22 protein-coding genes are annotated in these 23,995 nt (G+C 71.3%); 18 read left to right on the forward strand and 4 right to left on the reverse strand.

What is annotated here, in order from left to right; genetic code table 11:
• Together ACWDN5_RS01100 and ACWDN5_RS01105 are read left to right on the forward strand one after the other, a co-directional pair.
• The coding region (locus ACWDN5_RS01100; RefSeq protein WP_449673786.1) for a transglycosylase domain-containing protein at nucleotides 1–1,624 on the forward strand (1,624 nt) is incomplete at its 5' end.
• Nucleotides 1,625–1,793: 169 nt separating this feature from the next.
• A complete protein-coding gene (locus tag ACWDN5_RS01105) occupies nucleotides 1,794–4,052 on the forward strand; it encodes a transglycosylase domain-containing protein (protein ID WP_449673787.1) in 2,259 nt (752 codons plus the stop codon).
• A 63-nt stretch (nucleotides 4,053–4,115) separates the two neighbouring features.
• Here ACWDN5_RS01105 and ACWDN5_RS01110 read toward each other — a convergent pair whose 3' ends face one another.
• Nucleotides 4,116–5,162 carry a Gfo/Idh/MocA family oxidoreductase gene (locus tag ACWDN5_RS01110; protein WP_449673788.1) on the reverse strand — a complete coding sequence of 349 codons (1,047 nt, stop codon included), beginning with the start codon at nucleotides 5,160–5,162 and terminating at the stop codon, nucleotides 4,116–4,118.
• Nucleotides 5,163–5,217: 55 nt separating this feature from the next.
• On the opposite strand from ACWDN5_RS01110, the gene ACWDN5_RS01115 reads away from it, so the two are divergent.
• Both ACWDN5_RS01115 and ACWDN5_RS01120 read left to right on the forward strand, forming a co-directional pair.
• Nucleotides 5,218–6,276 carry an ROK family transcriptional regulator gene (locus tag ACWDN5_RS01115; protein WP_449673789.1) on the forward strand — a complete coding sequence of 353 codons (1,059 nt, stop codon included), beginning with the start codon at nucleotides 5,218–5,220 and terminating at the stop codon, nucleotides 6,274–6,276.
• 48 nt (nucleotides 6,277–6,324) lie between these two features.
• Nucleotides 6,325–7,875, forward strand: coding sequence for a glycosyltransferase family 87 protein (locus ACWDN5_RS01120; RefSeq protein WP_449673790.1), 1,551 nt, complete (start codon nucleotides 6,325–6,327; stop codon nucleotides 7,873–7,875).
• Here ACWDN5_RS01120 and ACWDN5_RS01125 read toward each other — a convergent pair.
• Nucleotides 7,872–8,645: a deoxyribonuclease IV gene (locus ACWDN5_RS01125; protein ID WP_449673791.1), complete on the reverse strand. Its 774-nt coding sequence runs from the start codon at nucleotides 8,643–8,645 to the stop codon at nucleotides 7,872–7,874. The genes ACWDN5_RS01120 and ACWDN5_RS01125 overlap by 4 nt on opposite strands.
• A gap of 111 nt (nucleotides 8,646–8,756) precedes the next feature.
• On the opposite strand from ACWDN5_RS01125, the gene ACWDN5_RS01130 reads away from it, so the two are divergent.
• From ACWDN5_RS01130 to dnaB, 12 genes are all read left to right on the forward strand, one after another.
• Nucleotides 8,757–9,575 (forward strand): hypothetical protein, encoded by an 819-nt coding sequence (locus ACWDN5_RS01130; protein ID WP_449673875.1) that lies wholly within the window; start codon nucleotides 8,757–8,759, stop codon nucleotides 9,573–9,575.
• A gap of 117 nt (nucleotides 9,576–9,692) precedes the next feature.
• Nucleotides 9,693–10,598, forward strand: a complete 906-nt coding sequence (locus ACWDN5_RS01135; protein WP_449673792.1) for a hypothetical protein — start codon at nucleotides 9,693–9,695, stop codon at nucleotides 10,596–10,598.
• 84 nt (nucleotides 10,599–10,682) lie between these two features.
• Nucleotides 10,683–11,558, forward strand: a complete 876-nt coding sequence (locus tag ACWDN5_RS01140; RefSeq protein WP_449673876.1) for a hypothetical protein — start codon at nucleotides 10,683–10,685, stop codon at nucleotides 11,556–11,558.
• A 102-nt stretch (nucleotides 11,559–11,660) separates the two neighbouring features.
• A complete protein-coding gene (rpsF, locus tag ACWDN5_RS01145; RefSeq protein ID WP_200876551.1) occupies nucleotides 11,661–11,987 on the forward strand; it encodes a 30S ribosomal protein S6 in 327 nt (108 codons plus the stop codon).
• 17 nt (nucleotides 11,988–12,004) lie between these two features.
• Complete coding sequence (locus ACWDN5_RS01150) at nucleotides 12,005–12,517, forward strand: single-stranded DNA-binding protein (protein WP_043787121.1); 513 nt, start codon at nucleotides 12,005–12,007, stop codon at nucleotides 12,515–12,517.
• Nucleotides 12,518–12,560: 43 nt separating this feature from the next.
• On the forward strand, nucleotides 12,561–12,809 hold the full coding sequence (gene rpsR, locus ACWDN5_RS01155) for a 30S ribosomal protein S18 (protein WP_003098744.1): 249 nt from the start codon (nucleotides 12,561–12,563) through the stop codon (nucleotides 12,807–12,809).
• Nucleotides 12,810–12,823: 14 nt separating this feature from the next.
• Nucleotides 12,824–13,285: a 50S ribosomal protein L9 gene (gene rplI / locus ACWDN5_RS01160; RefSeq protein ID WP_310968405.1), complete on the forward strand. Its 462-nt coding sequence runs from the start codon at nucleotides 12,824–12,826 to the stop codon at nucleotides 13,283–13,285.
• Between the two features lie 127 nt (nucleotides 13,286–13,412).
• Nucleotides 13,413–13,766: a hypothetical protein gene (locus ACWDN5_RS01165; RefSeq protein WP_310968404.1), complete on the forward strand. Its 354-nt coding sequence runs from the start codon at nucleotides 13,413–13,415 to the stop codon at nucleotides 13,764–13,766.
• Nucleotides 13,763–14,362, forward strand: a complete 600-nt coding sequence (locus tag ACWDN5_RS01170; protein ID WP_310968403.1) for a DUF3558 domain-containing protein — start codon at nucleotides 13,763–13,765, stop codon at nucleotides 14,360–14,362. Before ACWDN5_RS01165 ends, ACWDN5_RS01170 begins: the two co-directional genes overlap by 4 nt.
• Before the next feature lies 1 nt (nucleotide 14,363).
• Nucleotides 14,364–15,713 (forward strand): hypothetical protein, encoded by a 1,350-nt coding sequence (locus ACWDN5_RS01175; RefSeq protein WP_449673793.1) that lies wholly within the window; start codon nucleotides 14,364–14,366, stop codon nucleotides 15,711–15,713.
• A 98-nt stretch (nucleotides 15,714–15,811) separates the two neighbouring features.
• Entirely contained in the window at nucleotides 15,812–16,600 is a 789-nt protein-coding gene (locus tag ACWDN5_RS01180) for an ESX secretion-associated protein EspG (RefSeq protein ID WP_449673794.1), read from the forward strand.
• 506 nt (nucleotides 16,601–17,106) lie between these two features.
• Nucleotides 17,107–18,510 carry a replicative DNA helicase gene (dnaB, locus tag ACWDN5_RS01185; RefSeq protein WP_310968400.1) on the forward strand — a complete coding sequence of 468 codons (1,404 nt, stop codon included), beginning with the start codon at nucleotides 17,107–17,109 and terminating at the stop codon, nucleotides 18,508–18,510.
• Nucleotides 18,511–18,513: 3 nt separating this feature from the next.
• Here the strand turns inward: dnaB and ACWDN5_RS01190 are convergent, their stop codons facing one another.
• Nucleotides 18,514–18,966 carry a MarR family winged helix-turn-helix transcriptional regulator gene (locus ACWDN5_RS01190; RefSeq protein WP_449673795.1) on the reverse strand — a complete coding sequence of 151 codons (453 nt, stop codon included), beginning with the start codon at nucleotides 18,964–18,966 and terminating at the stop codon, nucleotides 18,514–18,516.
• 66 nt (nucleotides 18,967–19,032) lie between these two features.
• Here ACWDN5_RS01190 and ACWDN5_RS01195 point away from each other — a divergent pair, with 66 nt between their 5' ends.
• Nucleotides 19,033–19,425, forward strand: coding sequence for a helix-turn-helix domain-containing protein (locus ACWDN5_RS01195; protein ID WP_449673796.1), 393 nt, complete (start codon nucleotides 19,033–19,035; stop codon nucleotides 19,423–19,425).
• 67 nt (nucleotides 19,426–19,492) lie between these two features.
• Complete coding sequence (locus ACWDN5_RS01200; protein WP_310968397.1) at nucleotides 19,493–20,263, forward strand: dioxygenase family protein; 771 nt, start codon at nucleotides 19,493–19,495, stop codon at nucleotides 20,261–20,263.
• Nucleotides 20,264–20,487: 224 nt separating this feature from the next.
• Here ACWDN5_RS01200 and ACWDN5_RS01205 read toward each other — a convergent pair whose 3' ends face one another.
• On the reverse strand, nucleotides 20,488–23,886 hold the full coding sequence (locus tag ACWDN5_RS01205) for a PE-PGRS family protein (protein ID WP_449673797.1): 3,399 nt from the start codon (nucleotides 23,884–23,886) through the stop codon (nucleotides 20,488–20,490).
• Between the last annotated feature and the right edge of the window lie 109 nt (nucleotides 23,887–23,995).

The raw sequence follows: 23,995 nt of genomic DNA on the forward strand, positions 1-23,995 counted from the left end.
CCCGCCGTCAGGCCGTGCCCGGTGGCCTGGACCGCGACGGGCAGCCGGCAAGGACCTCAACGCGTCCGAGGCGGCGCTGCTCGCGGGTCTCATCCAGGGCCCGAGCAAGTCGGAGAACCAGGAGTACGCCCAGCGCCGCTGGAACTACGTGATGGACCAGATGGTGGCCAACAAGTGGCTGCGGGCCGACGAACGCGCGGGCGCGCAGTTCCCGACGCCGGTCCCGAAGGCGGCCAAGGACACCAACCAGTCGATGTCGTTCCACATCCAGCAGCGGATCGACGACGAGCTGGCGGACGAGGGCTACGACAGCGCCAGGCTGCACGCGACCGGCGCCAAGGTCTACACCACGATCGACCCCAAGGCCCAGAAGGCGGCCGAGGACGCGGTCGCGGAGAAGATGAAGGGCCAGACCGACGACCGGCTCCTCAGCGCGCTGGTCGCGGTGAGCCCGAAGACCGGCGGCATCCTCGCCTACTACGGCGGCCCGGACATCGTGAAGAACGCGGAGGGGAAGGACCAGACCGGCCAGGACCGGGCCAACCAGGCGCGGAACCCGGGTTCGTCGTTCAAGGCGTTCGACCTCACCGCGTACCTGAAGATGGGCAAGGGCCTCGGCGACACCTTCGACGGGTCCAACAACCGGAAGTTCGGCAACCCGCCGAAGACAATCCGCAACGCGGGCGAGAGTTCCAGCTGCGGCCCGCAGTGCACCGTCGCCACGGCGATGGAGATCTCGGCGAACACCGTGTTCTACGACATGGTCTACAACATCACGAAACCGGCGAAGGTGGCCCAGGCCGCCAACGAGGCGGGCGTGCCGACGTCGCCGCAGATGAGCCAGGACATCAACATCGCACTCGGCGGTGGCGCCACCGTGGCCACGCCGGAGGCCATGGCCGCGGGGTACGCCACCTTCGCCGGCGATGGCATGCAGCGTCCGGCCCACTTCGTCGCCAAGCTGACCAACGCCCAGGACGAAGTCGAGTTCGACGAGAGCAAGTACCAGGCCAAACCCGCGTTCGACAGTGACGCGCAGAAGACCGCGCAGATCGCCGGCAACGTGACCACGGCGCTCGGCCCGGTCATCAAGCACTCCAACCTGCAGTGCCCGGCCGGTCACCAGTGCGCCGGCAAGACCGGTACGCAGCAGTACGACCCGCGCGACGGCGACCCCGCCTCGTACAAGGACCGCAACGCCCAGACCTGGATGGTCGGCTACACGCCGTCGGTCTCGGCCGCGGTCTGGGTCGGCGGCGACGGCAACATCCCGCTGCACGACAACAAGAACAAGCCGATCTTCGGTAGCACCATCTCCGGCCCCATCTGGCAGGAGTTCATGAAGAACTACCTGGACGGGGCCCCGCCGGAGAAGTTCAACAAGGTCGACCCGATCGGCAAGGACGTCAGCGAAGTCACCACGACGCAGTCGAAGCCCTCGGACACGCCGACGCCGACGGAAACCCCGACCTCGACGCCGTCCGAGACGCCCACGGAGACCGAGACGGAGACCGAGACCTCGAGGACGAGGGTGAGCCGGCCGACACTGCCGGGTACGGGCGGACCGACCCCGCCACAGCCCGGCGACGGGCTCGCCCGGCCACCGGGCGCCGGAGAAGGCTGATCGGAGGCCCCGCACTGGGAACAGTGCGGGGCCTTCGCCGTTCCGGTGAACCACCGCCGCCCGTGGTCCGTGTGGAGTGTCGAGGGGTCTGCGCCCGCAGCCCACTTGCGTACCCGAGGACGGCCCCGTGTACACCGACCGAAATCGCTCGAGGTCCGGCCGGAGGCCGGTGCCGCGTGGTCGTTACCAGCCACGCCGGCCCCTTCCGCCGCGGCCGGCCGAACCGGACGAGTTCACCGCCGACGTCACCCCGGAGCCGGCGCCGGACGCGCGCAGGCGCCGCCGCTGGAAGACGGTCCGCCGGGTGCTGTACGTGCTGTCCGGCCTGTTCTTCCTGGTCCCCGCGGTCGCCTTCGTGATCACGTACTTCGCCGTCGACGTGCCGTCGCCGGACACGGTCGCGCAGTCGCAGGGCCAGGCGGTCACCTACCTCTACGCCGACGGCACCGAGATGGGCAAGGACGTGCCCACCGGCGGGAACCGGCAGATCCTGAGCCCGGCCCAGATCCCGGACGTCGTCAAGAAAGCGGTGATCGCCACCGAGGACGCGTCCTTCGAGACCAACTCCGGCTTCGACCTCTCCGGCATCGCCCGGGCCGCCTACAACCAGGTCACCGGCGGGTCCGGCGGCGGGTCGACGATTTCGCAGCAGTACATCAAGGTCTCGTCCGGCGACGACGCCCCGACGTTGACGCGCAAGTGGGTCGAGCTCGCGAAGTCGTTCAAGATGAACCAGACCTACGAGAAGGCGGACATCATCACCGCCTACCTCAACATCATCTACTTCGGCCGCGGCGCGTACGGCATCCAGTCGGCGGCGCAGGCGTACTTCGGCAAGGACGCCAACCAGCTGGACTACTCCGAGGCCGCGCTGCTCGCCGGCCTGATCCAGCAGCCGGGCCGGTCGGAGAACGGGACGGTCGCCCGCGACCGGTGGAGCACGGCACTGGACCGCATGCTGCGCAACGGGTACCTCTCCGCCGCCGACCGGAAGGCGGCGAAGTTCCCGGCACCGGTCCCGCTCGTCGAATCGCGGCAGGGGACCACGCTGAACCCGTTCGTCAAGAAGCAGGTGAAGGCCGAGCTGGCCGCGGCCGGGATTCCCGAGGAGAAGTACTACTCGGGCGGGTTCCAGGTGTTCACGACGATCGACTCGAAGGCACAGGAAGCCGCCGAGAAGGCCGTCGCCGAGGGCATGGCCGAACAGACCGACGACCGCATCCTCGACGCGCTCGTCGCCGTCGACCCCAAGTCCGGCGGCGTGCTCGCCTACTACGGCGGCGCGCCGATCGTGAAGGGCCCGAACGGCGAGGACCAGGCCGGACGCGACTGGGCGGACGAAGCGCACAACCCCGGGTCGTCGATGAAGCCGTTCGACCTCACCGCGTTCCTCAAGGGCGGCCGCGGGCTCAACGCGGTCTTCGACGGCCGCTCGCCGCGGACGTTCCCCGACGTGCCGCTGCCGGTGCGCAACGCCGGCGCCAGCAGCAGCTGTTCCGAGCAGTGCACGGTGGCCGAGGCGATGCAGCGGTCCACCAACACCGTCTTCTACGACATGGTGCTCAACGTGACCAAGCCGGGCGGGGTCGCCGAAGCCGCGCAGGAAGCGGGCATCCGCACGAAGGACACCGGCGGCCGCAGCGTGCTGTTCACCGGCGACAACAACATCTCCATCGGCGGCGGGCAGACCGCGGTCACGCCGGCGGACATGGCCTCGGCGTACGCGACCTTCGCCGCCGGCGGCGTCCAGCACGGCCGCCACTTCGTGCAGAAGGTGACGAACTCCGAGGGCGAAACCGCCTACGAGGCCGACACGCGCGCGACGGACGCGTTCGCCGACAACGACCGCGGCAAGAGCAGGCAGATCGCCGGGAACGTGACCGCCGCGCTGGCGCCGGTGATCCCGTTCTCCCGGCTGACCTGCCCGGCCGGCCACGAGTGCGCGGGCAAGACCGGCACCCAGCAGCACACGCCGGGCGACGACGAACCCGCGTCGGCGGCGAACACGAACTCGCAGACGTGGATGGTGGGGTACACGCCCTCGGTCGCCGCCGCTGTCTGGGTGGGCGGCGACGGCGACAAAGCCCTGCGCGGCCCGGCCGGCCAGCCGCTGACCCCGTCCCTGGTGGCCGGACCGGTGTGGCAGCGGTTCATGCAGCTCTACCTGTCCGGCAAACCGGGCGAGCGCTTCGACCGCGTCCAGGCGATCACCTCGCCGCAGGACGACCAGCTGCAGTTCCAGCTCCAGCAGCAGCAACAGTTCCAACAGCAGCAGCAACAACAGCAGGAGCAGCGCTTCACCATCGGCCGCGGCGGCAACCCGGATCAGCAGCAACAGCAGCAGCAGCAGAACCGCGTGCGGCGCGACGGCCGGGGTCCCGGACGCGGCAACGGGAACGACACCGGCCAGTCGAACTCCGGTCCGTGAAACCGGGGGAGGAGGCCGTGACCTCGGAGCTGGGGGTCACCGAGGTCACGGCCGGTCAGGGGGTCAGAGGTCGACCACGACGCCTTCGACGCCGGAGCGGTGGGCCGCCTCGATGACGCGCAGGGCCTCGACCGACGAGGCCGGGTCGACCGGGAACTCGCCTTCGCCGCGCAGCGCGTCGCGCACCTGGGCGTAGAACTGCTCGTAGCGGCCGGTCTCGGTGGGCACGGTCTCGATCTCCGGGCCGACGCCGAGCTTCCCGGCGTCCGCCGCGGGCTCGGTGCCCCAGCCCGCGTCGCCGGGACGCAGACCCGCCTTGATCTGCGGTTCCTGCACGTCGAGGCCGTACTTGGTGAACGTCGCCCGGTCGCCGAGGACGCGGAACCGTGGGTTCAGCGTGGCCGCGAGGGCGGTCGCCCACAGGTGCGACCGGACGCCGTTCGCGTGGTGCAGCGCGACGAAGACGTCGTCGTCGACCTGGACGCCGGCCCGGCGGCGGTCGACCTCCGCGTAGACGCGGGTGACCGGGCCGAACAGCTGCAGCGCCTGGTCGACGATGTGCGCGCCGAGGTCGTAGAGCAGGCCGCCGGCCTCGGCCGGGTCGCCGAACTCGCGCCAGTTGTCCTTGGGCTTCGGCACCCAGCGGTCGTAGCGGGACTCGAAGCGGAACACCTCGCCGAGGCGCCCGGAGCCGAGCACCTTCCGCACGGTGAGGAAGTCGGAGTCGAGGCGCCGGTTCTGGAAGACGGTCAGGCCGACGCCGGCCGCCTTCGCCGCGTCGACGACCTGCTGGGCTTCGGCCGCGGTCGGCGCGAACGGCTTGTCGACGACCACCGGCAGGCCGGCTTCGACCGCCCGCAGCGCGAGCGGCACGTGCGTGCGGTTCGGGGTGCTGACCACGACGAGGTCGAGCTCGCCGGCCCGCTCGAACAACGCGTCGGCGTCCGGCACGACCTCCGCGCCCGGGTGGTCGGTGCGGGCCTGGGCGGCGTTGCCCGACGTCGTGATCACCGCGGGGGTGAGCCCGGGCGTCGCGGCCACCAGGGGCGCGTGGAAGACGCGGCCCCCGATGCCGTACCCGAGGATGCCCACGCGCAAGTCGTCCGCCATGCCGCTATTAAACAACAGCGTTGCCTAACTGGCCAGACGTGGGAAGATCCTGTCCATGGCGGAGACCGGGGTGAACCTGCGCGACGTGCGCGCGCACAACCGCGCCCTGCTGCTCTCGCACATCCTGCGCGCCGGCGGTCTCAGCCGCGTCGAGCTGGCCGAACGCACCGGGCTCACCCAGCAGGCCGTCTCCAAGATCGTCCCCGAACTCCTCGACACCGGCCTGCTGGACGAGCAGCGGCAGCCGTCGGCCGGCGTCGGCAAACCCCGCACCACGCTGCGCATCCGGGCGGGCGCCCGGCATGCGCTCGGCGCGCGCCTCGACCGCGACGAGTACCACGTGCTGCGCGCCAACCTCGTCGGCGAGGTCGAGGAGACGGCGGGCGGCCCGCTGCCGCCCGGCTTCACCCCCGCGCAGGCCGTCGAAGCCATCGGGGCCACCACGCTCGAACTCGCCGACGGCTTCGACGTGCTCGGCCTCGGCCTCGGCGCGGTCGGCCCGCTGGACCACCGCGCCGGCCTGGTCCGCGACGCGACCAACATGCCCGGCTGGCACGACGTGCCCCTGCGCGACCTGCTCGAGCAGCGCACCGGGCTGCCGGTGACGCTCGACAAGAACACCAACGCCGCCGCGTTCGCGCAGCTCTGGCCGCACGGCGAGCCGACGGCGACCGCGGTGGTGCTCGTCGGCACCGGCATCGGCGTCGGCCTGCTGATCGACGGGCGGCTCTACCGCGGGCCGCGGACCAACGCGGGTGAGTTCGGGCACACCACGATCGCCTTCGACGGGCCGCGCTGCGCCTGCGGGCGCCGCGGCTGCGTCGAGATCATGGCGAAGCAGGCACCGGACACCCGGGCCGCCGCGGGCTTCCTCGGCGTCGGGCTGGCCGACCTGGTGCAGGTGCTCGACCTGGAGCGGATCGTGCTGGCCGGACGGGCGGTGCGGGACGAGCCGGACGTCCACCGCGAAGCCGTTTCGGACCGGCTGGGGGAACTGCTGCCGCTGCCGCACTGGCAGCGCATCGAGGTCGTCGAAGACCGCTCCGGCGAGGAGATCGTCACCCGCGGGGCGGCCGCGGAGGTGCTGGCCTCGTACTACGCGAATCCGGCGTGATCACCGGCTTCACCACCGCGCACGTCGATCACCGATACGATCCGCCTCGTGCCAGAGGAGACCACGCGGGAGCCGGAACCCGGTCCGGTGACGCTGACCAGGGCGGAACGGATCGTCCCGAGCTGGAACGAGCCCCTTGCGGCGGCGGTCACCAGACCACTCGGCGGCCCGCTCGGTGAGCACGCGGCGGTCGGCAGGCACTGGTTCTGGTCACCCCAGCGCGTCGGGCTGCTGCTGGCCACGCTGGCGCTGATGCTGTGCTGGTTCGGCAAGGGCTCCTGCATCCAGCAGTACCAGGACGCGAACGGCAACACCCAGCTCGACTGGCGGGCGGGCCGCCCGTTCGTCGCCATGTGCTACTCCGACATCGTGCCGCTCTACGGCTCCGAGCGGCTCGACCGGCCGGGCACCTTCCCGTACTACACGTCGTGGCAGGAAAGCTCCCAGACCGCCGAGGACAACACCCGGTACATGGAGTACCCGGTGCTCACCGGGCTCTTCCAGTGGGTCAACGCGAAGCTCGCGGCGGGCTGGTACAACGTCGCCGAGTCCGGCTGGCTGCCCGGGGCGCTGCCGGTGGCGATCTATTTCGACATCACCGCGTTGTTCCTCGGGCTCGCCTGGCTCGTCACCGTCTGGGCGACCGGCCGGACGGTGAAACGCCGTCCGTGGGACATGGTCCTGGTCGCGATCTCGCCGCTGGTGCTGGTGCACGCCTTCACCAACTTCGACGCCATCGCGACCGCGTTCACCGCGACCGGCCTGCTCGCCTGGGCGCGCCGGCGCCCGGTGCTCGCCGGCGTCCTGCTCGGGCTGGGCGCGACGGCGAAGCTCTACCCGCTCCTCCTGCTCGGCGTGCTGTTCTTCCTGTGCCTGCGCGCGGGCAAGCTGACCCCGTTCTGGAAGACCGCGGGCGCCGCGATCCTGACGTGGCTGGCGGTGAACGTGCCGTTCATCCTGACCGCGACCCGCGGCTGGTGGGAGTTCCTCCGGATGAGCGCCCTGCGGCCGATGGACCCGGACTCGCTGTACAACGTCTTCTCGTACACCACCGGCTGGGCCGGGTTCGACGGCGTGCTGCAGAAGAACCAGACGCCGACGTACCTCAACATCACCGTCGCCGTGCTGTTCCTGGCCTGCTGCGCCGGGATCGCCTACCTCGCGCTCGCCGCGCCCCGGCGGCCGCGCGTCGGCCAGCTCGCGTTCCTCGTGGTCGCCGCGTTCCTGCTGACGAACAAGGTGTGGAGCCCGCAGTACTCGCTGTGGCTCGTCCCGCTGGCGGTGCTGGCGATCCCGCGCTGGCGGCTGCTGCTCGGCTGGATGCTGATCGACGCCGTCGTCTGGGTGCCGCGGATGTTCTACTACCTCGGCGTCGACCACAAGGGCCTGCCCGAGGGCTGGTTCCTGGGCACGGTCGTGGTCCGCGACCTCGCCGTGGCCGGGCTGTGCGTGCTCGTGGTCCGGGAGATCTACCGCCCGGCGACCGACCTGGTGCGGGCCGACGGCGACGACGACCCGGCCGGCGGCTTCCTCGACGGCGCCCGGGACGTGATCATCCCGAACGCCACCCGGCGCCGCCGGCGGGCCGTGGCCGTCTAGCCGAGCTGCTCGCGCAGGTAGGCGATGTCGGTGGCCTGACCGTCGGCCGGCGTCTCGACGACGACCGGGGCACCCGCCTCCCGGGCGACGGCGACCAGCACCTCGGGGTCGATCGTGCCCTCGCCCTCGACGACGTTGGCGTGCCGGTCGCGGGTCGAGCCGAACTCGTCGCGGGAGTTGTTGAGGTGCACCAGGTCGATCCGGCCGGTGATGGCCCTGACCTTTTCGACGGCGGTGGCCAGGTCCCAGCCCGCGGCGAACGCGTGGCAGGTGTCCAGGCAGAACCCGGCGCCGAACTCGCCGACCTTGTCCCACAGCCGGGCGATGACGTCGAGGTCGCGGGTGATCGCGTTCTCGCCGCCGGCGGTGTTCTCGATCAGGATCGGGACCTTGAAGCCGCCCTTTTCCTGCTCGCGCTCGAACAGCTTGCGCCAGTTGTCCAGGCCCGCCTCGACGTCGTCGTTCGCGCCGACGTGCCCGCCGTGCACGATCAGGCCCTTGGCGCCGATCGCCGCGGCGCCGTCCGCGTGCTGGGTGACGTTCTTCCGGGAGGGAATCCGGATCCGGTTGTTCAGCGAAGCCACGTTGATCAGGTACGGCGAGTGGATGAACACCTCGACCGGGTCGGCCGCGATGGCTTCGCCGTGCGGGTGCGGCTTCGGGGCCTTCCAGCCCTGCGGGTCGGAGAGGAAGAACTGGACGACGTCGGCTTTGCGCTCGGCGACCGCGGTCAACGGGTCGTCGTCACGGACATGGGCGCCAATCAGCATGCCGAGCACGGTACTCCGGATCCCGTTTCCGGCCGGTGGGCCCGGTTGGTGACGCTCGTGGAGTACCGTGAGCGCGTTCCGTGATCCAGATTGGTCCGACTGCCGGAGGGCATGATGGGGAAGCACGTCGCCCGGATCACCGCACTGGGGTTCACGCTCGCGGCCTCGGCCGCGCTCGCGGCCTCGGCCGCGCTCGCGGCGCCGGCCGCCGCGGAGACCAACCCCACCCTCGGCGGGAGCTGCGAAGCCACGCTGCAGCAGGGTGGTTCGCCGGGCCTGACGCTCGACGCCGGCGCCCCGTTGAACGCCCCGAACCAGCTCACGGTCGGCCTCGACTCGAGCTCGCGGAACACGAACGGCTCGGCCCCCCTGCTCACGCTGCCCCTCGGCGACACGGTGAAGGCGCTCGGCATCGGCCGGGTACCGCTGGTCGGCGACGCGGCGGCGAAGGGCGTCTGCCCGGCCGCGCAGGGCACGGTCAACACGGTCGGCGGCCTGACGCAGGGTGTCGCCTCGCAGCTGCCGCCGCTGCCCCTGCCGCCGGGACCGAACCCGCCGCAGCCCGCGCCGCCCACCCCGCCCGGTCCGCCTGGTCCGACGCCGCCGAGCCCGGCGCCGAACCCGCCCGGCTCCAGCACCGGCCCGATCGTGACCGGTCCGGGGAACGCGGGCCTGCCGGGTGACGCGATCTCGGGCATCTACACCAACGCCGCACTGCTGCCGGGCAGCCTGGTCCAGGCGCCGGTGATCGCGCAGATCATCCCCGGCCAGCAGGTGCCGCCGACCGTCGACGCCCAGAAGTCGGGCACCGCGGAGGCCCTGCCCAGCATCACGCCGCCGGCGAAGCTGCCGATGCTGCTCGCGGTGCTGGCGCTGGCGATCGTCGCGGCCGCGCTGGTCCGCGCCTGGATCCGCCGTAGCCCCGCCTGACGCACGGTCACAGCCGCATCCACCCGAATGCCGGACATTTCTGAGCGAGCGGGCGTCACCGAGCTGCCTTAGCGTCGTTGTACTGGGAAGTAGGCGACGACACCAGGGGCGGCGAGCATGCAGGATCGGACACGGAGGGCAACAGCGGTCGGCGCGGCGGCGGTCGTCCTCGCGGGTTCGGCCGTGCTCGGCATGCCCGGCACCGCCTCGGCGGACACCGTCACGGCCAAGTGCGGTGACACGGTCAGCGCCAAGCCCGGCGACACGATCAAGGCCACCACACCGCTGCTCGGCCTGCCGCTCAACCTCGGCGTGGTCACCGAAACCACGAAGGTGCTGACCGGGACGATCAACGCGGTCCTCGGCACGCTGTGCCAGGTCACCGTGAAGGTGGTGAACACCGTCGTCTCCCCGGTGCCGGTGGTCGGCGCCCCCGCGGCGAGCGCGATCAACCAGGGTGTCCAGGGCGTGACCGGCGGCACCCAGCAGGGCCTCCGCTCGCTCACCGGCGGCGGCCAGCCCGCCCCGCAGCAGCCCGGCGGCACGGGTGGGAACCCGCAGCAGCCGCCGGCCCAGGGCGGGACCGGGGGCGCGCCGCAGAGCGGCACCCCGGCGGGCACCACGCCGATCCCGGACGCGAACAGCCCCCTTCTGCCCGGCTTCGCCGGCAGCCCCGTGTTCGGCGGCTTCCCGTTCACCCTCGGCACGGGTTACGCCCCCATGCGCGATTACAGCGGCATCCCGTTCGCGACGGCCGGGCTGTTCACGCCGTCCCCGGCGATCCGGTACGGCAGCCAGATCCCGGGTTACGCGCCGCAGTACGGCCTCACCGGCCCGGACGGCGCGGCGGAGGGCAATTCCGGCGTCCAGACCGCGGGCCAGGCGGAAGCGCTACCCTCGGCAACGGACGGATTCACGAACGGGTCGAATCTGCCCTTGTTGATCGCGGTTTTGGCACTCTCCGGAGTCAGCGCGGGCCTCGTCCGCACTTGGGTGCTCCGCCGAATGGCCGCTGCGAATTGAGCCGACTGCCGAGTATCTTTCGCGTATCTCGGTCGTTCATCCTGATGTTGTGTGCAACGACGCCCCCGTGATTTCCCTGGAGGACTGCTCGTGCGGAAGAGCTTGACCGTCACCGCCATCGCCGCGTTCATCGTCGGCGGCGCATTCCTCTCCACGGGCACGGCTTCCGCCGCGACGACCCTGGTCAGCACCAGCTGCACGGGCTCGGTCACCGGGCAGATGGGCGACCAGGTGGCGATCGACGGCGCCTCGGTCAAGACGCTGGTCACCAACGGCGCGAACAACGCCGGCACCCTGGCGATCGGCAGCTGGGCGGGCGACTCCATCGCCAAGAACCACTCGATCCCGGTCGGCCAGGTGCCGAACGCCGCCGGCGGCGAGGTGACCGGGGCCGCGATCGGCAAGGCGGTGCGGACCGCCCTCGCCAATTCCGGCACGTGGGGCCTCGGGCTCGACTGGAACAAGACCCTGAACAGCGTGGAGAGCACGGTCGCCAAGGGCTGCGGCCTCACGCTGCTCGCCGGCAACTACGTGGCCCCCAGCACCCCGGCCCAGCAGAGCGGCGGCACGCAGGGCCGCGCCGACACCGCTCCCGGCGGCGCGTCCGGCAACCTCTCGAACCTGAACCCGGGCACCGCCGGCGGCACGGGCGGCAGCGCCCCGATGCGCGACTACAGCGGCATCCCCACGGCGACCGCCGGCACGGCCGTCGCCCCCGGGGTGCGCTACCCCGCGAACGGCACCCTGCCCGGTGACGCCTCCGCCCCGCAGGCGGGCCAGGGCGACCAGAGCGGCCAAAGCGGTCAGGGCGCGGACATCCGCGACGCCGGCAACGCGCAGTCGCTGGCCTCGAACAGCGCGTCGAACGACGTGCAGCTGCCCATGCTGATCGCGGTGATCGTGCTCGCCGGGGTGACCGCCGGACTGGTCCGCACCTGGGTGCTCCGCCGGGCCGGCTGACCCCGCCGTCCAGTCCTGCCGGTACCCCCAGGTAGCCTTACCTGGACAAACCCTCCTGCCACGGACAGCCCGTGGCCGCGAGCCCATAGGAGGTGAGTGGTTGTGTCACGCCATTACGAGGTAATGGTCATCCTGGACCCCACGCTCGACGAGCGCACGGTCGCCCCCACGCTGGACAACTTCCTCAACGTGATCCGCACTTCGGGCGGTTCCGTGGAGAAGGTCGACGTCTGGGGCCGTCGTCGCCTCTCGTACGAGATCAAGAAGCACGCCGAGGGCATCTACGCCCTGCTGGACCTGAACTCCTCGGCCGACGCGGTCAAGGAGCTCGACCGGCAGCTGTCGCTGCAGGAGACCGTGCTCCGCACCAAGGTCATGCGTCGCGAGGTCAAGCGCGCCGCGGCCAAGCCCGCTGCCGCCAAGGCCTGAGCCCGAGGGGAACCCCGATGGCTGGAGACACCGTCATCACGGTGGTCGGCAACCTGACGTCCGACCCGGAGCTGCGCTTCACCCCGTCCGGTGCGGCGGTCGCGAACTTCACCGTCGCGTCCACCCCGCGCACCCTCGACCGGCAGTCCGGCGAGTGGAAGGACGGCGAGGCCCTCTTCCTGCGCTGCAACATCTGGCGGCAGGCGGCGGAGAACGTCGCCGAGTCCCTGACCCGCGGCGCCCGCGTCGTCGTGCAGGGCCGCCTCAAGCAGCGGTCGTTCGAGACGAAGGAAGGCGAGAAGCGGACCGTCGTCGAGCTCGAGGTCGACGAGATCGGCCCCTCGCTGCGCTACGCCACGGCCAAGGTCAACAAGGTCAGCCGCGGTGGCGGCGGTGACTTCGGCGGCGGCGGTGGCGGCGGTGGGAACCGCGGCGGCGGTGGCGGCGGCATGCCGGCCGACGACCCGTGGGGTTCCGCACCGGCCGCGAGCAGCGGTGGCGGCGGCTTCTCGGACGAGCCCCCCTTCTGATCTCGTACACATCCACAAAGATTTGAATTACCAGGAGTAGACAGTGGCCAAGCCACCCATTCGCAAGCCCAAGAAGAAGGTCTGCGTGTTCTGCAAGGCCGAGAAGAAGGGCCGCCCGGAACTGATCGACTACAAGGACACCAACCTGCTGCGGAAGTACATCTCCGACCGCGGCAAGATCCGTGCCCGTCGCGTCACCGGCAACTGCAGCCAGCACCAGCGTGACATCGCCATCGCGGTCAAGAACTCCCGCGAGATGGCGCTGCTGCCCTACACCTCGACCGCGCGCTAAGGGAGGGCACCGAAATGGCGAAGATCATCCTCACCACGGACGTGGCCAACCTGGGCGGCCCCGGCGACATCGTCGAGGTCAAGGACGGCTACGCGCGCAACTACCTGCTCCCGCGGGGCTACGCGATCGTGGCCTCCAAGGGCGCGGAGAAGAACGTCCGCACGATCCAGCGCGCGCAGGAGAGCCGTCGCATCCGCGACCTCGACCACGCCAAGGAGATCAAGGCGACGCTGGAGGGCCTCGGCGCCATCCAGCTGACCGGCAAGGCGGCCGCGGGCTCGAAGAAGCTCTTCGGTTCGATCACCGCCGGCGAGATCGTCGACGCGATCAAGGCGGCCGGTGGCCCGTTGCTCGACAAGCGCGTCATCGAGCTGCGCGACCACATCAAGACCGTGGGCAAGCACTCGGTCGGCGCCCGGCTGCACCCGGACGTCAAGGTCGACGTGCGGCTCGAGGTCAAGGCCGTCGCGCAGTAAGGCAGTAACGTCGTGAGAAGGCGGGTCACCCCTGGCGGGTGGCCCGCCTTCACGCTTTCCGGGGAACCTCGGACACCGCGGCGGCGTCGGAGGAGAATGGGCGAGGACGCGAAGGGGATGGGATCGCATGGCTAACGAGGTCAACATGTCCGCGCCGGCCGGTGGCGGCGGCTTCACGTTCGACGCCGACAAGATCGACGGCGTCATCAAGAAGTGGCAGGACCTGCAGGCCGACCTGAAGCGCGACTACGCCGACGCCAACCTGATGGCGAACGTGAAGGCGCCCGGCAAGGAGTTCGCCAGCGGCGACTGGGAGAAGCTCGCGAACCCGTCCGGCAAGGCGTTCCTCGAGCAGAACCAGAAGATGCAGGACTACGTCAAGAACTACATCGAGGCGCTGACCGCCGCGAAGCAGAAGATCACCACCAAGGAGTCGGACGCCTACACCGACCTTTCGAAGCAGGGGAACCAGGCCACGTGAACCGACGACTCCTCGCCGTTCCCGCGCTGGCCTGCGCCGTGCTCGCGCTCGCCGGCTGCGGCGGCAAGACCCGCGGCACCGCCAACCCGGCGCCGTCGACGGCCGAATCGGGCAGCGAGACCACCCGGTCCACCGCCGACACCGCGCCGCGGGTGCCGAGCCCGTTGAACACCGCGTCGATCACCTCGGACGCCTGCGCGACGATGAACGCGTCCGGGCGCTCCTCGCTCGGCCTCGGTGAAGGCCGGTCGCGGTCCACGGGCAACGGCCCGAGCTGCACGTTCCAGGAAGCCGCCGACCCGGGCAACCAGATCGACGTGACCACGGTGACGGCGAACAAGAACGGCCTGCAGGACGTCTACGACACCAAGGCGAACGACGCCTACTGGGGCGAAACCCAGGCCTACGGCTACCCGGGCGTCTACGCCGCCGCGGTGGACGACCGCAAGAACGGCAAGTGCGGCCTGTTCGTCGCGGTGACCGACCAGCTCGTGGTCAACATCCTGGTCCAGTACGACAACGGCGCCGGCGCCTCGGACCCGTGCTCCGTGGCGATGAAGTTCGGCGAGTCGATGATCCGCACCCTGGGAGGCTGAGATGCTGGAGCTGGTGCTCCTGGGCGGTTTCGCCGCCTACAACATGGCGACGACGCATTCGGACGACCACACGTCGGTGCAGGGCGACCGCAAGATCGACTGCTACGACATCTGGGAGAAGATCACCACCGGCCCGGGTGCCGGTTCGATCGAAAGCGGGCAGTCCGCGGCGAGCCGGCTGAAGGGCGCCTACGCCGAACGCCTCGGGACGATCGACGCCCTCGCCAAGGAGATGGACGCGGCCTGGACCGGCGGCGGTGCCGAAGCGGCGCAGCAGGCCGGCGCCCACCCGCTGCGGGTGTGGATGGAGGACTCCGGCACCAAGCTCACCGACTCCGACAAGTACCTCGGCGAGCAGCACAACGCCTTCACCACGGTGCACGCGCAGGTGCAGCAGGTGCCGAAGGAACCGCCGAAGAACAACCTGCTCAACGCGATGACGCCGTGGACGACCGACACCGACCGGGCGATCCGCGACTACAACAGCAAGGGCCAGGCCAACGTCGACGCCTTCAACACCTACTACAAGGCGAGCAACGACAACGGCCAGAAGATGCCGACGTACTCCGCGCTGAAGGGCCAGCAGGAGAACGTCAACGTCGACGGCGGCCAGAACGGCAAGAAGAAGCCGGGCGACGACGGCCGCGGCAACGGGAACGACGGCACCGGGAACCCCAACGGCACCGGCTCGGTCCCCGGGGTGAACATGCCGGGCCCCGGCAGCGTCCCGTCCTTCCCCGGCCAGCCGAACACCCCGGGCGGCAGCTTCGACCCGGGCAAGGTGCCGGGCTTCGACCCGGCGAAGCCGCCGAACTTCGACCCCTCGCAGATCCCGGGCGGGACCTACGACCCGTCCAAGATCCCCGGCGCGGGCACCTACACCCCGCCGAACTTCGGCGACGGCACCCACTCGTCGGGGTTCACCCCGCCGAAGATCCCCGGGGCCGGCGGGTTCGGTCCCGGCGGCGGCGCGGGCGGCGCGGGCGACTTCTCCATCCCGGGTGGCGGCTTCGGGCCCGGCGGCTCGGGCGGGATCGGCGACCCGTCGGCCGGCTTCGGGCCGGGCGGTGTGGGCTTCGGGCCCGGCGGCTCGACCGGGGCCATGCCCGGCGGCGGGGACGCGGCCGGCGCCGGCCGGGGCGGCGCGGGTGCCGGCGGCGCGATGGGCGGCGCGGCGGCGGGTCGCGCGGGTGCCTCCGGGATGGGTGGCATGGGCGGCATGCACCCCGGCGGCGCCAAGGGCCAGGGCGGCGGCGACGAGGAACGCACGTCGAAGTACCTGCTCGGCGACGACCCGAACGACATCTTCGGGACCGACGAGCTCACCGCACCGCCGGTCATCGGCGAGTAGCGCACGCGGGCCCGCCGGGCGCGTGCCAAGATGGGCGCGCCCGGCGTTTCCCGTGATCACCGGGTTCATCGAGTTCGATTCCACTGGGGGCAGAAGCGGTGCTGGACAGGCAGGTCACCATTTCGACCGGCACCCTGATCAACCTGATCCGGCGCCGGGGCGGCGAGCCGCACACGGTGCTGTCCGAGACGCCGACCTGGTACAGCGACGAGGCCCAGCGCGCCGAGGACGAGCAGACCAACGCCGAGCTCGCCAAGGCCGGGCTGTTCGGCCCGCGCGGCATGCACCCCGGGTTCGTCGCGACGATCGAAGCGATCGCCCGGCCGCAGCTGGAGTACTACGGCTGGATCGACGGCGGGTTCCAGGGCAAGCCGGTGAGCTACCGGCTGCTCGCGGGCAGCGCCGGCGGCGAGGCGTTCGTGCTGGCCAAGCACGAGGAGCTGGACGCCGTCGTGCTGGAGTCGTCGCGGCCCGGCGAGCTGCTCGACGACTTCCTCGGCCAGATCCCGAAGCTGGCGCCGGGCCGCGGGACACCGCTCGCGGTGCCGAAGAGCCGGCTCGAGGGGACCGCCCGTGGCGACGACGGCGGGTTCGCGGTGCTCCGCAGCGACCGCCCGGCCGAGGGTTCGCAGGAGGTCGAGGAGCTCCGCCGGATCCTCGCGTTGCGCCGGATGGGAAGCGGCAGCCTCTACGTCGCGGCCCGCAGCCGCACCGGCGCGCGGCACCGGATCGAACGCCCGGTGAACTACATCGATACCTCGGAAGGCCGCTGGCTGACCGAGGAGATTCCGGGACGTGGCGAGAACCGGATCGCCTTCACCCCGGCCGACCAGCGCGTTCTCGCCGACCGGTTACGCAGCGCACAGGGCCGGCTCACTGCGGCCTGAGTGACGGGCCGTTCAGCCCACCGGGTTACGCGTCTACCCTCCGTGATTTTCATCCACAGGCCGCGCGGTCCAATGGGTCCGAGCTGGTCCACGACACGCCGAAGAACGGACTTCCCGCGACACGCCGGACGAGTTTTCCGCGAGTTCTCCACACCTTGTACACAGCCCTTGACCAGCGGATTCACCAAAGCCGATCACGCTTGTCCCCAACTTGTCCACAGCTCTCGCGGCACCTGTGATTGGTTACCCCCGTTCATCCCCAGGTTGTCCACAGATGGGTCCCCACCCTGAATTGCCATCGGCCTTCCGGGGGATCTAGCGTGCCCGCTCGGGCCTGTACTCACGGTGGCGCTCCGCGTGTCTGCGGCAGCCGGCCGGCGTTGTCGCCGATCATCGGGGGACGAGGTCCGGGCGGCCGGCTGCACGAGCACCGGCCACGTGCTTCGAGAGCGAAGATCCGGCATAATCGAACGGGTGTTCGACACGATGAGGAGGTGTCCGGGGCGGTGGCTCTGACCGACGACCGCAGTCCGATGTATGCGGAGGAAGACCCGGGGCCGAGCGACCCCGGTACGGGTGGTTTCGACCGCCAGCCGCCGCAGGACATCCCGGCCGAGCAGTCCGTGCTCGGCGGCATGCTGCTGTCGAAGGACGCGGTCGCCGACGTCATCGAGGCGCTCGGCCCCGACGACTTCTACAAGCCGGCGCACCAGGCGATCTACGACTGCATCCTCGACCTCTACGGCCGCGGCGAGCCGGCCGACCCGATCACGGTGTCGGCCGAGCTGGAGCGGCGCGGGGAGCTGGGCCGCGTCGGCGGCGCGCCCTACCTGCACACGCTGATCGCGACGGTGCCGACCGCGGCGAACGCGGGCTACTACGCGGAAATCGTCTCGGAGAAGGCGGTGCTGCGCCGGCTCGTCGAGGCGGGCACCCGGATCGTGCAGTACGGCTACGGCGCGGCGGCGGGCGACGGCGCGAACATCGACGAGGTCGTCGACCGCGCGCAGGCCGCGATCTACGACGTCACCGAGCGGCGGACCAGCGAGGACTACGTCGCGCTGGAAGAGCTGCTGCAGCCGACGATGGACGAGATCGACGCGATCGCCTCGCGCGGCGGCCAGTCCCAGGGCATCCCGACCGGGTTCGCCGACTTCGACGAGCTGACCAACGGCCTGCACCCCGGGCAGATGATCATCGTCGCCGCCCGCCCCGGTGTCGGCAAGTCGACCCTCGGCCTGGACTTCGCGCGTTCGGCGTCGATCCGGCACGGCCTGACCAGCGTCATCTTCTCGCTGGAAATGAGCCGCACCGAAATCGTCATGCGCATGCTGTCGGCCGAGGCCAAGATCCGCCTCGCCGACATGCGCGGCGGCAAGATGTCGGACGACGACTGGACGCGGCTGGCCCGCCGGATGAGCGAGGTCTCCGAGGCACCGCTGTTCGTCGACGACTCGCCGAACATGACGATGATGGAGATCCGCGCGAAGGCCCGGCGGCTCAAGCAGCGCCACGACCTCAAGCTCGTCGTCCTCGACTACCTCCAGCTCATGACGTCCGGCAAGCGCGTCGAGTCCCGGCAGCAGGAAGTCTCGGAGTTCTCCCGGCAGATGAAGCTGCTGGCGAAGGAGATCGAGGTCCCGGTGATCGCGATCAGCCAGCTGAACCGTGGTCCGGAACAGCGCACGGACAAGCGCCCGATGCTGTCCGACCTGCGTGAGTCCGGCTCCCTCGAGCAGGACGCCGACCTCGTCATCCTGGTCAACCGCCCGGACGCCTGGGAGCGCGACGACCCGCGAGCGGGCGAGGCCGACCTGATCATCGCGAAGCACCGCGCCGGCCCGACGGCGACGATCACCGTCGCGCACCAGCTGCACTACAGCCGCTTCGTCGACCTCTCGCACGACTAGGGCTCAGCCGAGGGCGCTGTACCCGCGGACGAACGCCGTGAGGAGCCGGCCGAACGTCTCGCGGTCCTCCTCCGGCCAGTCCGCCATGACCTCGGCGAACACCCCGCGGCGAAAGGCGTGCATCTCCTCGAGGTGGGCCTGGCCGGCCTCGGTCGGCACGAGCACCGCACGCCGTCCGTCGCGCTGATCGGCTTCGCGGCGCAGCAACCCCTGGTCGACCGCGCGCGCCACGAGGCGGCTGGCGCGTGGCTGGTCGACGCCCATCGCCGCGCTCAAGGCCGTCACCGTGCCGGGTTCTCCGCGCTCGGCGAGCTCTTCGACGACGTCGAGCAGCTCGAACACCGGGTCGTGCGCGCCGCGGCCCCGCGCCTTGCCGATCCGGCTCAGCGCCCGCCGTTGCTGGCTGCGGCGGATCGCGATCATCGCGCGCTCGACGTCGGCCACGGCGTCCGTCATGGTTGCTCCACCTCCGAACTGCATGTACTTTTACATGTAGTTGTTCATTGACATCTCGGAGTCCTCATGAAACCCCTCGGCTGGTGGCTGCGCCACCTCCACGAGCTCCTCGAATCCTCCATGACCCAGGTCCTCGAGGCGGAGTCGCTGACCCGCCGGCACTGGCAGGTACTCAACACGATCGCCCTCGGCGCCCGCACGCCGGAGCAGGTCGACGCGGCCATGGCGCCGTTCGTCACCGGCGAGGGCTCGATGGCCCCGAAGGTGGCCGACCTGCGCACCCGCGGCTGGGTCGCCGAGGACGGCACCTTGACCGCCGACGGCCGCGAAGCGCACGCCCGCGTCGAAGCACGCATCAAGGAGTTCCGCGCGACGTCCATGGCGGGCATCAGCGACGACGACTACCGCATCACGCTGCGGACGCTGGAGCGGTGCGCCGCCAACCTCGAAGCCGCCTGAGGAATATCCCGGGACTCCTCGACGTCAAGTACTCTAGTAGTTGAACTTTCAATCACTGGAGCCGTCGATGACCCGCACCCCGGTCCTCTACCTCAGCCACGGAGCGCCGCCGCTCGCCGACGACGCCACGTGGACCCGCCAGCTCGCCGGCTGGTCGGCCGACCTGCCGACGCCCCGCGCGATCCTGATCGTGTCGGCGCACTGGGAGGAAGCGCCGCTGACCATCGGCGCGACGACGACCGTGCCGCTCGTGTACGACTTCTGGGGCTTCCCCGAGCGCTACTACCAGGTGCGGTACGCGGCTCCGGGCGCCCCGGAACTCGCGGCCAAGGTCCGGAAGCTGCTCCACTCGACCGAAACGCCGGTGCACGACGCCCCGGAGCGCGGCCTGGACCACGGCGCCTACGTTCCGCTGGTCGAAATGTTCCCGGCCGCCGACATCCCGGTGCTGCAGGTTTCGATGCCCTCGCTCGACCCGCAGGAGCTGTTCGACCTCGGCCGCAAGCTCGCGCCGCTGCGCGACGAAGGCGTGCTGATCATCGGCAGCGGCTTCTTCACCCACAACCTGAGCGGCATGGCCCGCGCCACCGACGGGACACCGCCGGCGTGGTCGGCCGAGTTCGACCACTGGGGCGACGAGGTCCTGCGCAGCGGGGACGTCGACACGCTGCTCGACTTCCGGCACAAGGCCCCGGCGGCGGCGCTCGCGCACCCGCGGATCGAGCACTTCGCGCCGCTGTTCGTCTCCCTCGGCGCCACCACGGACGAGGGCTCCGGCCGCACGGTGATCGACGGCTTCTGGCACGGCCTGGCGAAGCGTTCCCTCCAGTTCTCCTGATCGGCCCGGAGACGCAAGCGAGCCCCAGGAGCCGGGTGGCTCCTGGGGCTCGTCGTCTCCAGGGAAGGAGAGCTATTCGGTGTTCGCGGGAGGCCCGCGTCCGCGGTCCGTCGCCGGAGCGCTCCGTGCGAGGTCACCCTCGCGGCGCGGTGGAGCGCCGGGCGGCGTGATCGCGGGGATCGTGGGCCGGCGGGCTCTCGGGAGAACCCGCCGGCTTCACCGCACTACTTGCGCTTGACCAGGCCCATCAGCTTCGCGAGGAAGCCGGTGGAGTCCAGGCCCGACATCGCCGGCACCTGCGGGGTGCTGTCCAGCACCGGCAGCTTGGCGTTCACCGGCACGGCCGGGGCGACGGGCAGCGCCGTCGGCAGGACGGCCGGGACCTCCAGCGGCAGCGCCGGCGCCGCGACGGGCAGGCCGGTGGCCGGCACGTCCGCACGCTCGGTGCCGTGGCCCGCGAGCGAGCCCAGCGACGACAGGCCGTTCACCGCGGGCAGCGCGGTGGGCAGCGCCGGCAGGGCCGGCTTCGGCAGCGCCGGAACGCCACCCAGGGCCGGCAGCGCCGGGGCGGCGATGGGCAGGCCCGCGGCCGGCACGTCGGCCCGCTCGGTGCCGTGGCCGCCCAGGGTGCCCAGCGACGCCAGGCCGTTCACCGGCAGCGCCGGGACGGTCGGCTTCGGCAGGGCCGGCTTCGGCAGGGCCGGCTTCGGCAGCGCCGGGGCCGGCAGGGTCGAGACACCCGACAGCGGGCTGGTCACCGACGGCACGTCGGCGCGCTGGGTGGCCAGCGGAGCCGCGACCGGCAGCGCGGGCAGGCCCTGGGTGGGCAGCCCGGCGGTCGGCAGGTTGCTGGCCAGGCCGGTCACCGTCGGCAGCCCGCTCATGGGCAGGCCCTGGGTGGGCAGGCCCTCGGTGGACAGGTTGCTGGTCTGCAGCGCGCCGGTCAGCCCGTCGAGCGAGGGCAGACCGCCGACCAGGCCGGCCACCGGCAGCTTGCCGGACAGGCCGTCCACCGACGGCAGGCCGCCCTGGGTGGGCAGGCCGCTGCGGAGCGCGGCCAGCGACGGCAGCTCGTCCGCCGCCAGCTCCGAACCCTCGGCCGGGAACGCGATGGGGTCCGCGGCCTCGTCGTCGATGCTGGTCATGTCCGTCGCGTGCGCGGTGGCGACCCCGAGCAGCTCGAGCGGCACGCCGAAGATCTGCACCGGGAGCGCGAACGCGTGGTAGGCGTTGATGCCCGACAGCGCGGACTGGTCGCCGGCGGTGACGGCCTTGCCACCGTTGTCCGTGGTCAGCGTGTTGTCGCCGATGGCGTGCGCCACGCCGCCCACGGTCACCGCGTCGCCGAACAGCTGCGCGATCGCGGTCACCGGCAGGTCGAGGATGTTGCCCGAGATCGCGCCTTCGACACCGGAGGTGGTGTCGTCGCCCGCGTTCTCGACCTCGGTCATGTTGATGCCGGCGCCCTTGGCGACGCCCGCCACGCTGGCGGCGTCCCCGAAGACCTGCGCCACCGCGAGGGGGTCGACGCCGACGATGTTGCCGGCCACGCTGCCGCGGTCGCCACTGGTGGTGGCGTCGCCGCCCGCCTCCGACTCGACGTCGTTGGTGCCCTTGCCGGTGCCCAGCGCGGCCGCGGCGATCCCGTCGCCGAAGACCGAGCCGGCGCCCGCGATCGGGGCCTTGACGATGTTGCCGGTCAGCGCGCCGTCGCGGCCGTCGGTCACGGCGTCGCCGCCCGCCGTCGCGTCGGTGATGTTGTCGTTCTCGCCGGTGCCGATGCCGCCGAGGGCGCCACCGACGCCCATCGCCTGCACGGGCAGCGCGACCGGGGCTTCGACGATGTTGCCCGCGCCGGCACCCGCCGGGCCGTGGGCCTTGACGTCGCCGCCCGCGTTGGACGTCGTGTCGGTCGAGCCCTTGCCGTGGCCCTGGCCGATCAAGGCGCCACCGATATTGGCCGCCTGCACCGGGGTCGACAGCGGGACGGTGCCCAGGTTCGAGCTCAGGAAGCCGCCGTCGTCCACGGTGCTGCCACCGCCGCCGCCGGAGACGACCTTGGTCTCGTCGGCCGCGCCGGAGCCCTGGCCGATGAACGAGCCACCGATGCCGAAGACCTCGGCGGGCAGGCCCACCGGGACCTGGACGACGTTGCCCGAGCCGGACGAGTTGGCGCCCTGGGTGCCGTCGTACGCCCCGGCGGTGACCGTCTTGTCCTCGGTCGCCGTGCCGGTCGCGTTGCCGATGTGGCTGCCGCCGATGCCGAAGACCTCGGGCGCGCCCGCGGCCTGGGTGTTGACGATGTTGCCGCCGAGGAAGGCGCCGTTGCCCTTGGTGTAGCTGCCGTTGCCGGCGTTGGCGTCGGTCGTGTTGTCGTGGACCGCGTTCGCCTGGCCGATGTACGTGCCACCGATGCCGAAGGCCTCGACCGGCAGCGCGACCGACGGGTTGAGGACGTTGCCCGACCCGCTGGAGTCGTCACCGGTGGTCTTGACGAAGCCACCCGAGTCGACAGTGCTGGAGGAACTGCCGGCGCAGGGGATGCCCGCCGAGGCGTTGCCGATCCACGAGCCCGCGACGCCCGCGACGTTCGCGATCGGGGAGAGCGAGGCCGCCCCGCCGTTGCCGGACAGGAACGAGTCGTCGCCGCTGGTCTCGAGGTAGGTCGGGATGCCCAGGCTGCCCTTGCGGGTGGCCCCGGCCGTGGCGTCGGCGGAGGTGTTGCAGCCGTCGGAGTTCGACAGCGAGCCCCACACCGCACCGGAGTTGCAGTTGAACTTGACCGGCAGGGCGATCGGCGCGCCGATCACGTTGCCCGACCCGGAGGCCTGGTCGCCGGAGCTCAGCAGCGAACCACCGGAGGTGGCGACGGTGTCGGCCGAGTAGCCGTGGCTCTGCCCGTTGCCGAGCAGGTAGGAAGCGGCGTTGCCGGTGACCTGCACCGGGGTGGCGAACTGGCCCGCCACCACGTTGCCGGAGAGCGCGGAGCCGTCGCCGGTGGTGTCGACGTCCCCGGTCTCGGTGGCGCTCTGGCTGGCTGATCCGCCGGTCACGCGGCCGGTGCCGCCGGCGACCCCGCCGCCGTTGCCGGCGATCTGGACGGGGAGCGCCCAGTCGAGGACGACGACGTTGCCCGCGAGGCTGGAGTCCTTGCCGGTCGTCTTGACGTCCTGGTCGTGCGTCCACGTCTGCGAGTGGTCGCCGCCCTGGACGTGCGCGTCGCCGATGACGCCGATGGCGTTGTCGACGATCTGGATCGGGACGACGAGGTCACCCGTGACCTTGTTGCCCTTGAGGTTGTTGTGGCTCGGCGTGAACTTGCCGCCGAGGGTGCTCTCGTTGATCGGGCTCGCGTCGTCGAACTGCTTCGCAGCCTCGTTCGCGGCCTGGGTGACCGGCTTGGTGCTCAGCTCCGTCTGCCCGGCGGGCAGGTCCAGCTGGCCGAAGGGGGTGCCGACCGCGTTGTTGGACTCCTGGATCGGAGCCGTGACGTTCAGGTCGAGCGGCGAGGCAGGGGTGTCAGGGTTGACGTTCTCGTCAGCCGAGGCGATGCCGGTGCCCAGCATCAGCAACCCACCCGTGACAAATGCGGTCTGGAGTCCGCGCTTTGCCCACGTCTGCATGGGGTTTTTCTCCTTTATTTCGGGTTCCCTTGCGGGTTCATGGGGGTGCGCTCGTCGAATCGGAAAGGTCCGAGCCGCACCAGGGGGGAGGTGGAACTTCGTGCGGGCG

It is taken from the genome of Amycolatopsis sp. NPDC003731, assembly GCF_053586895.1.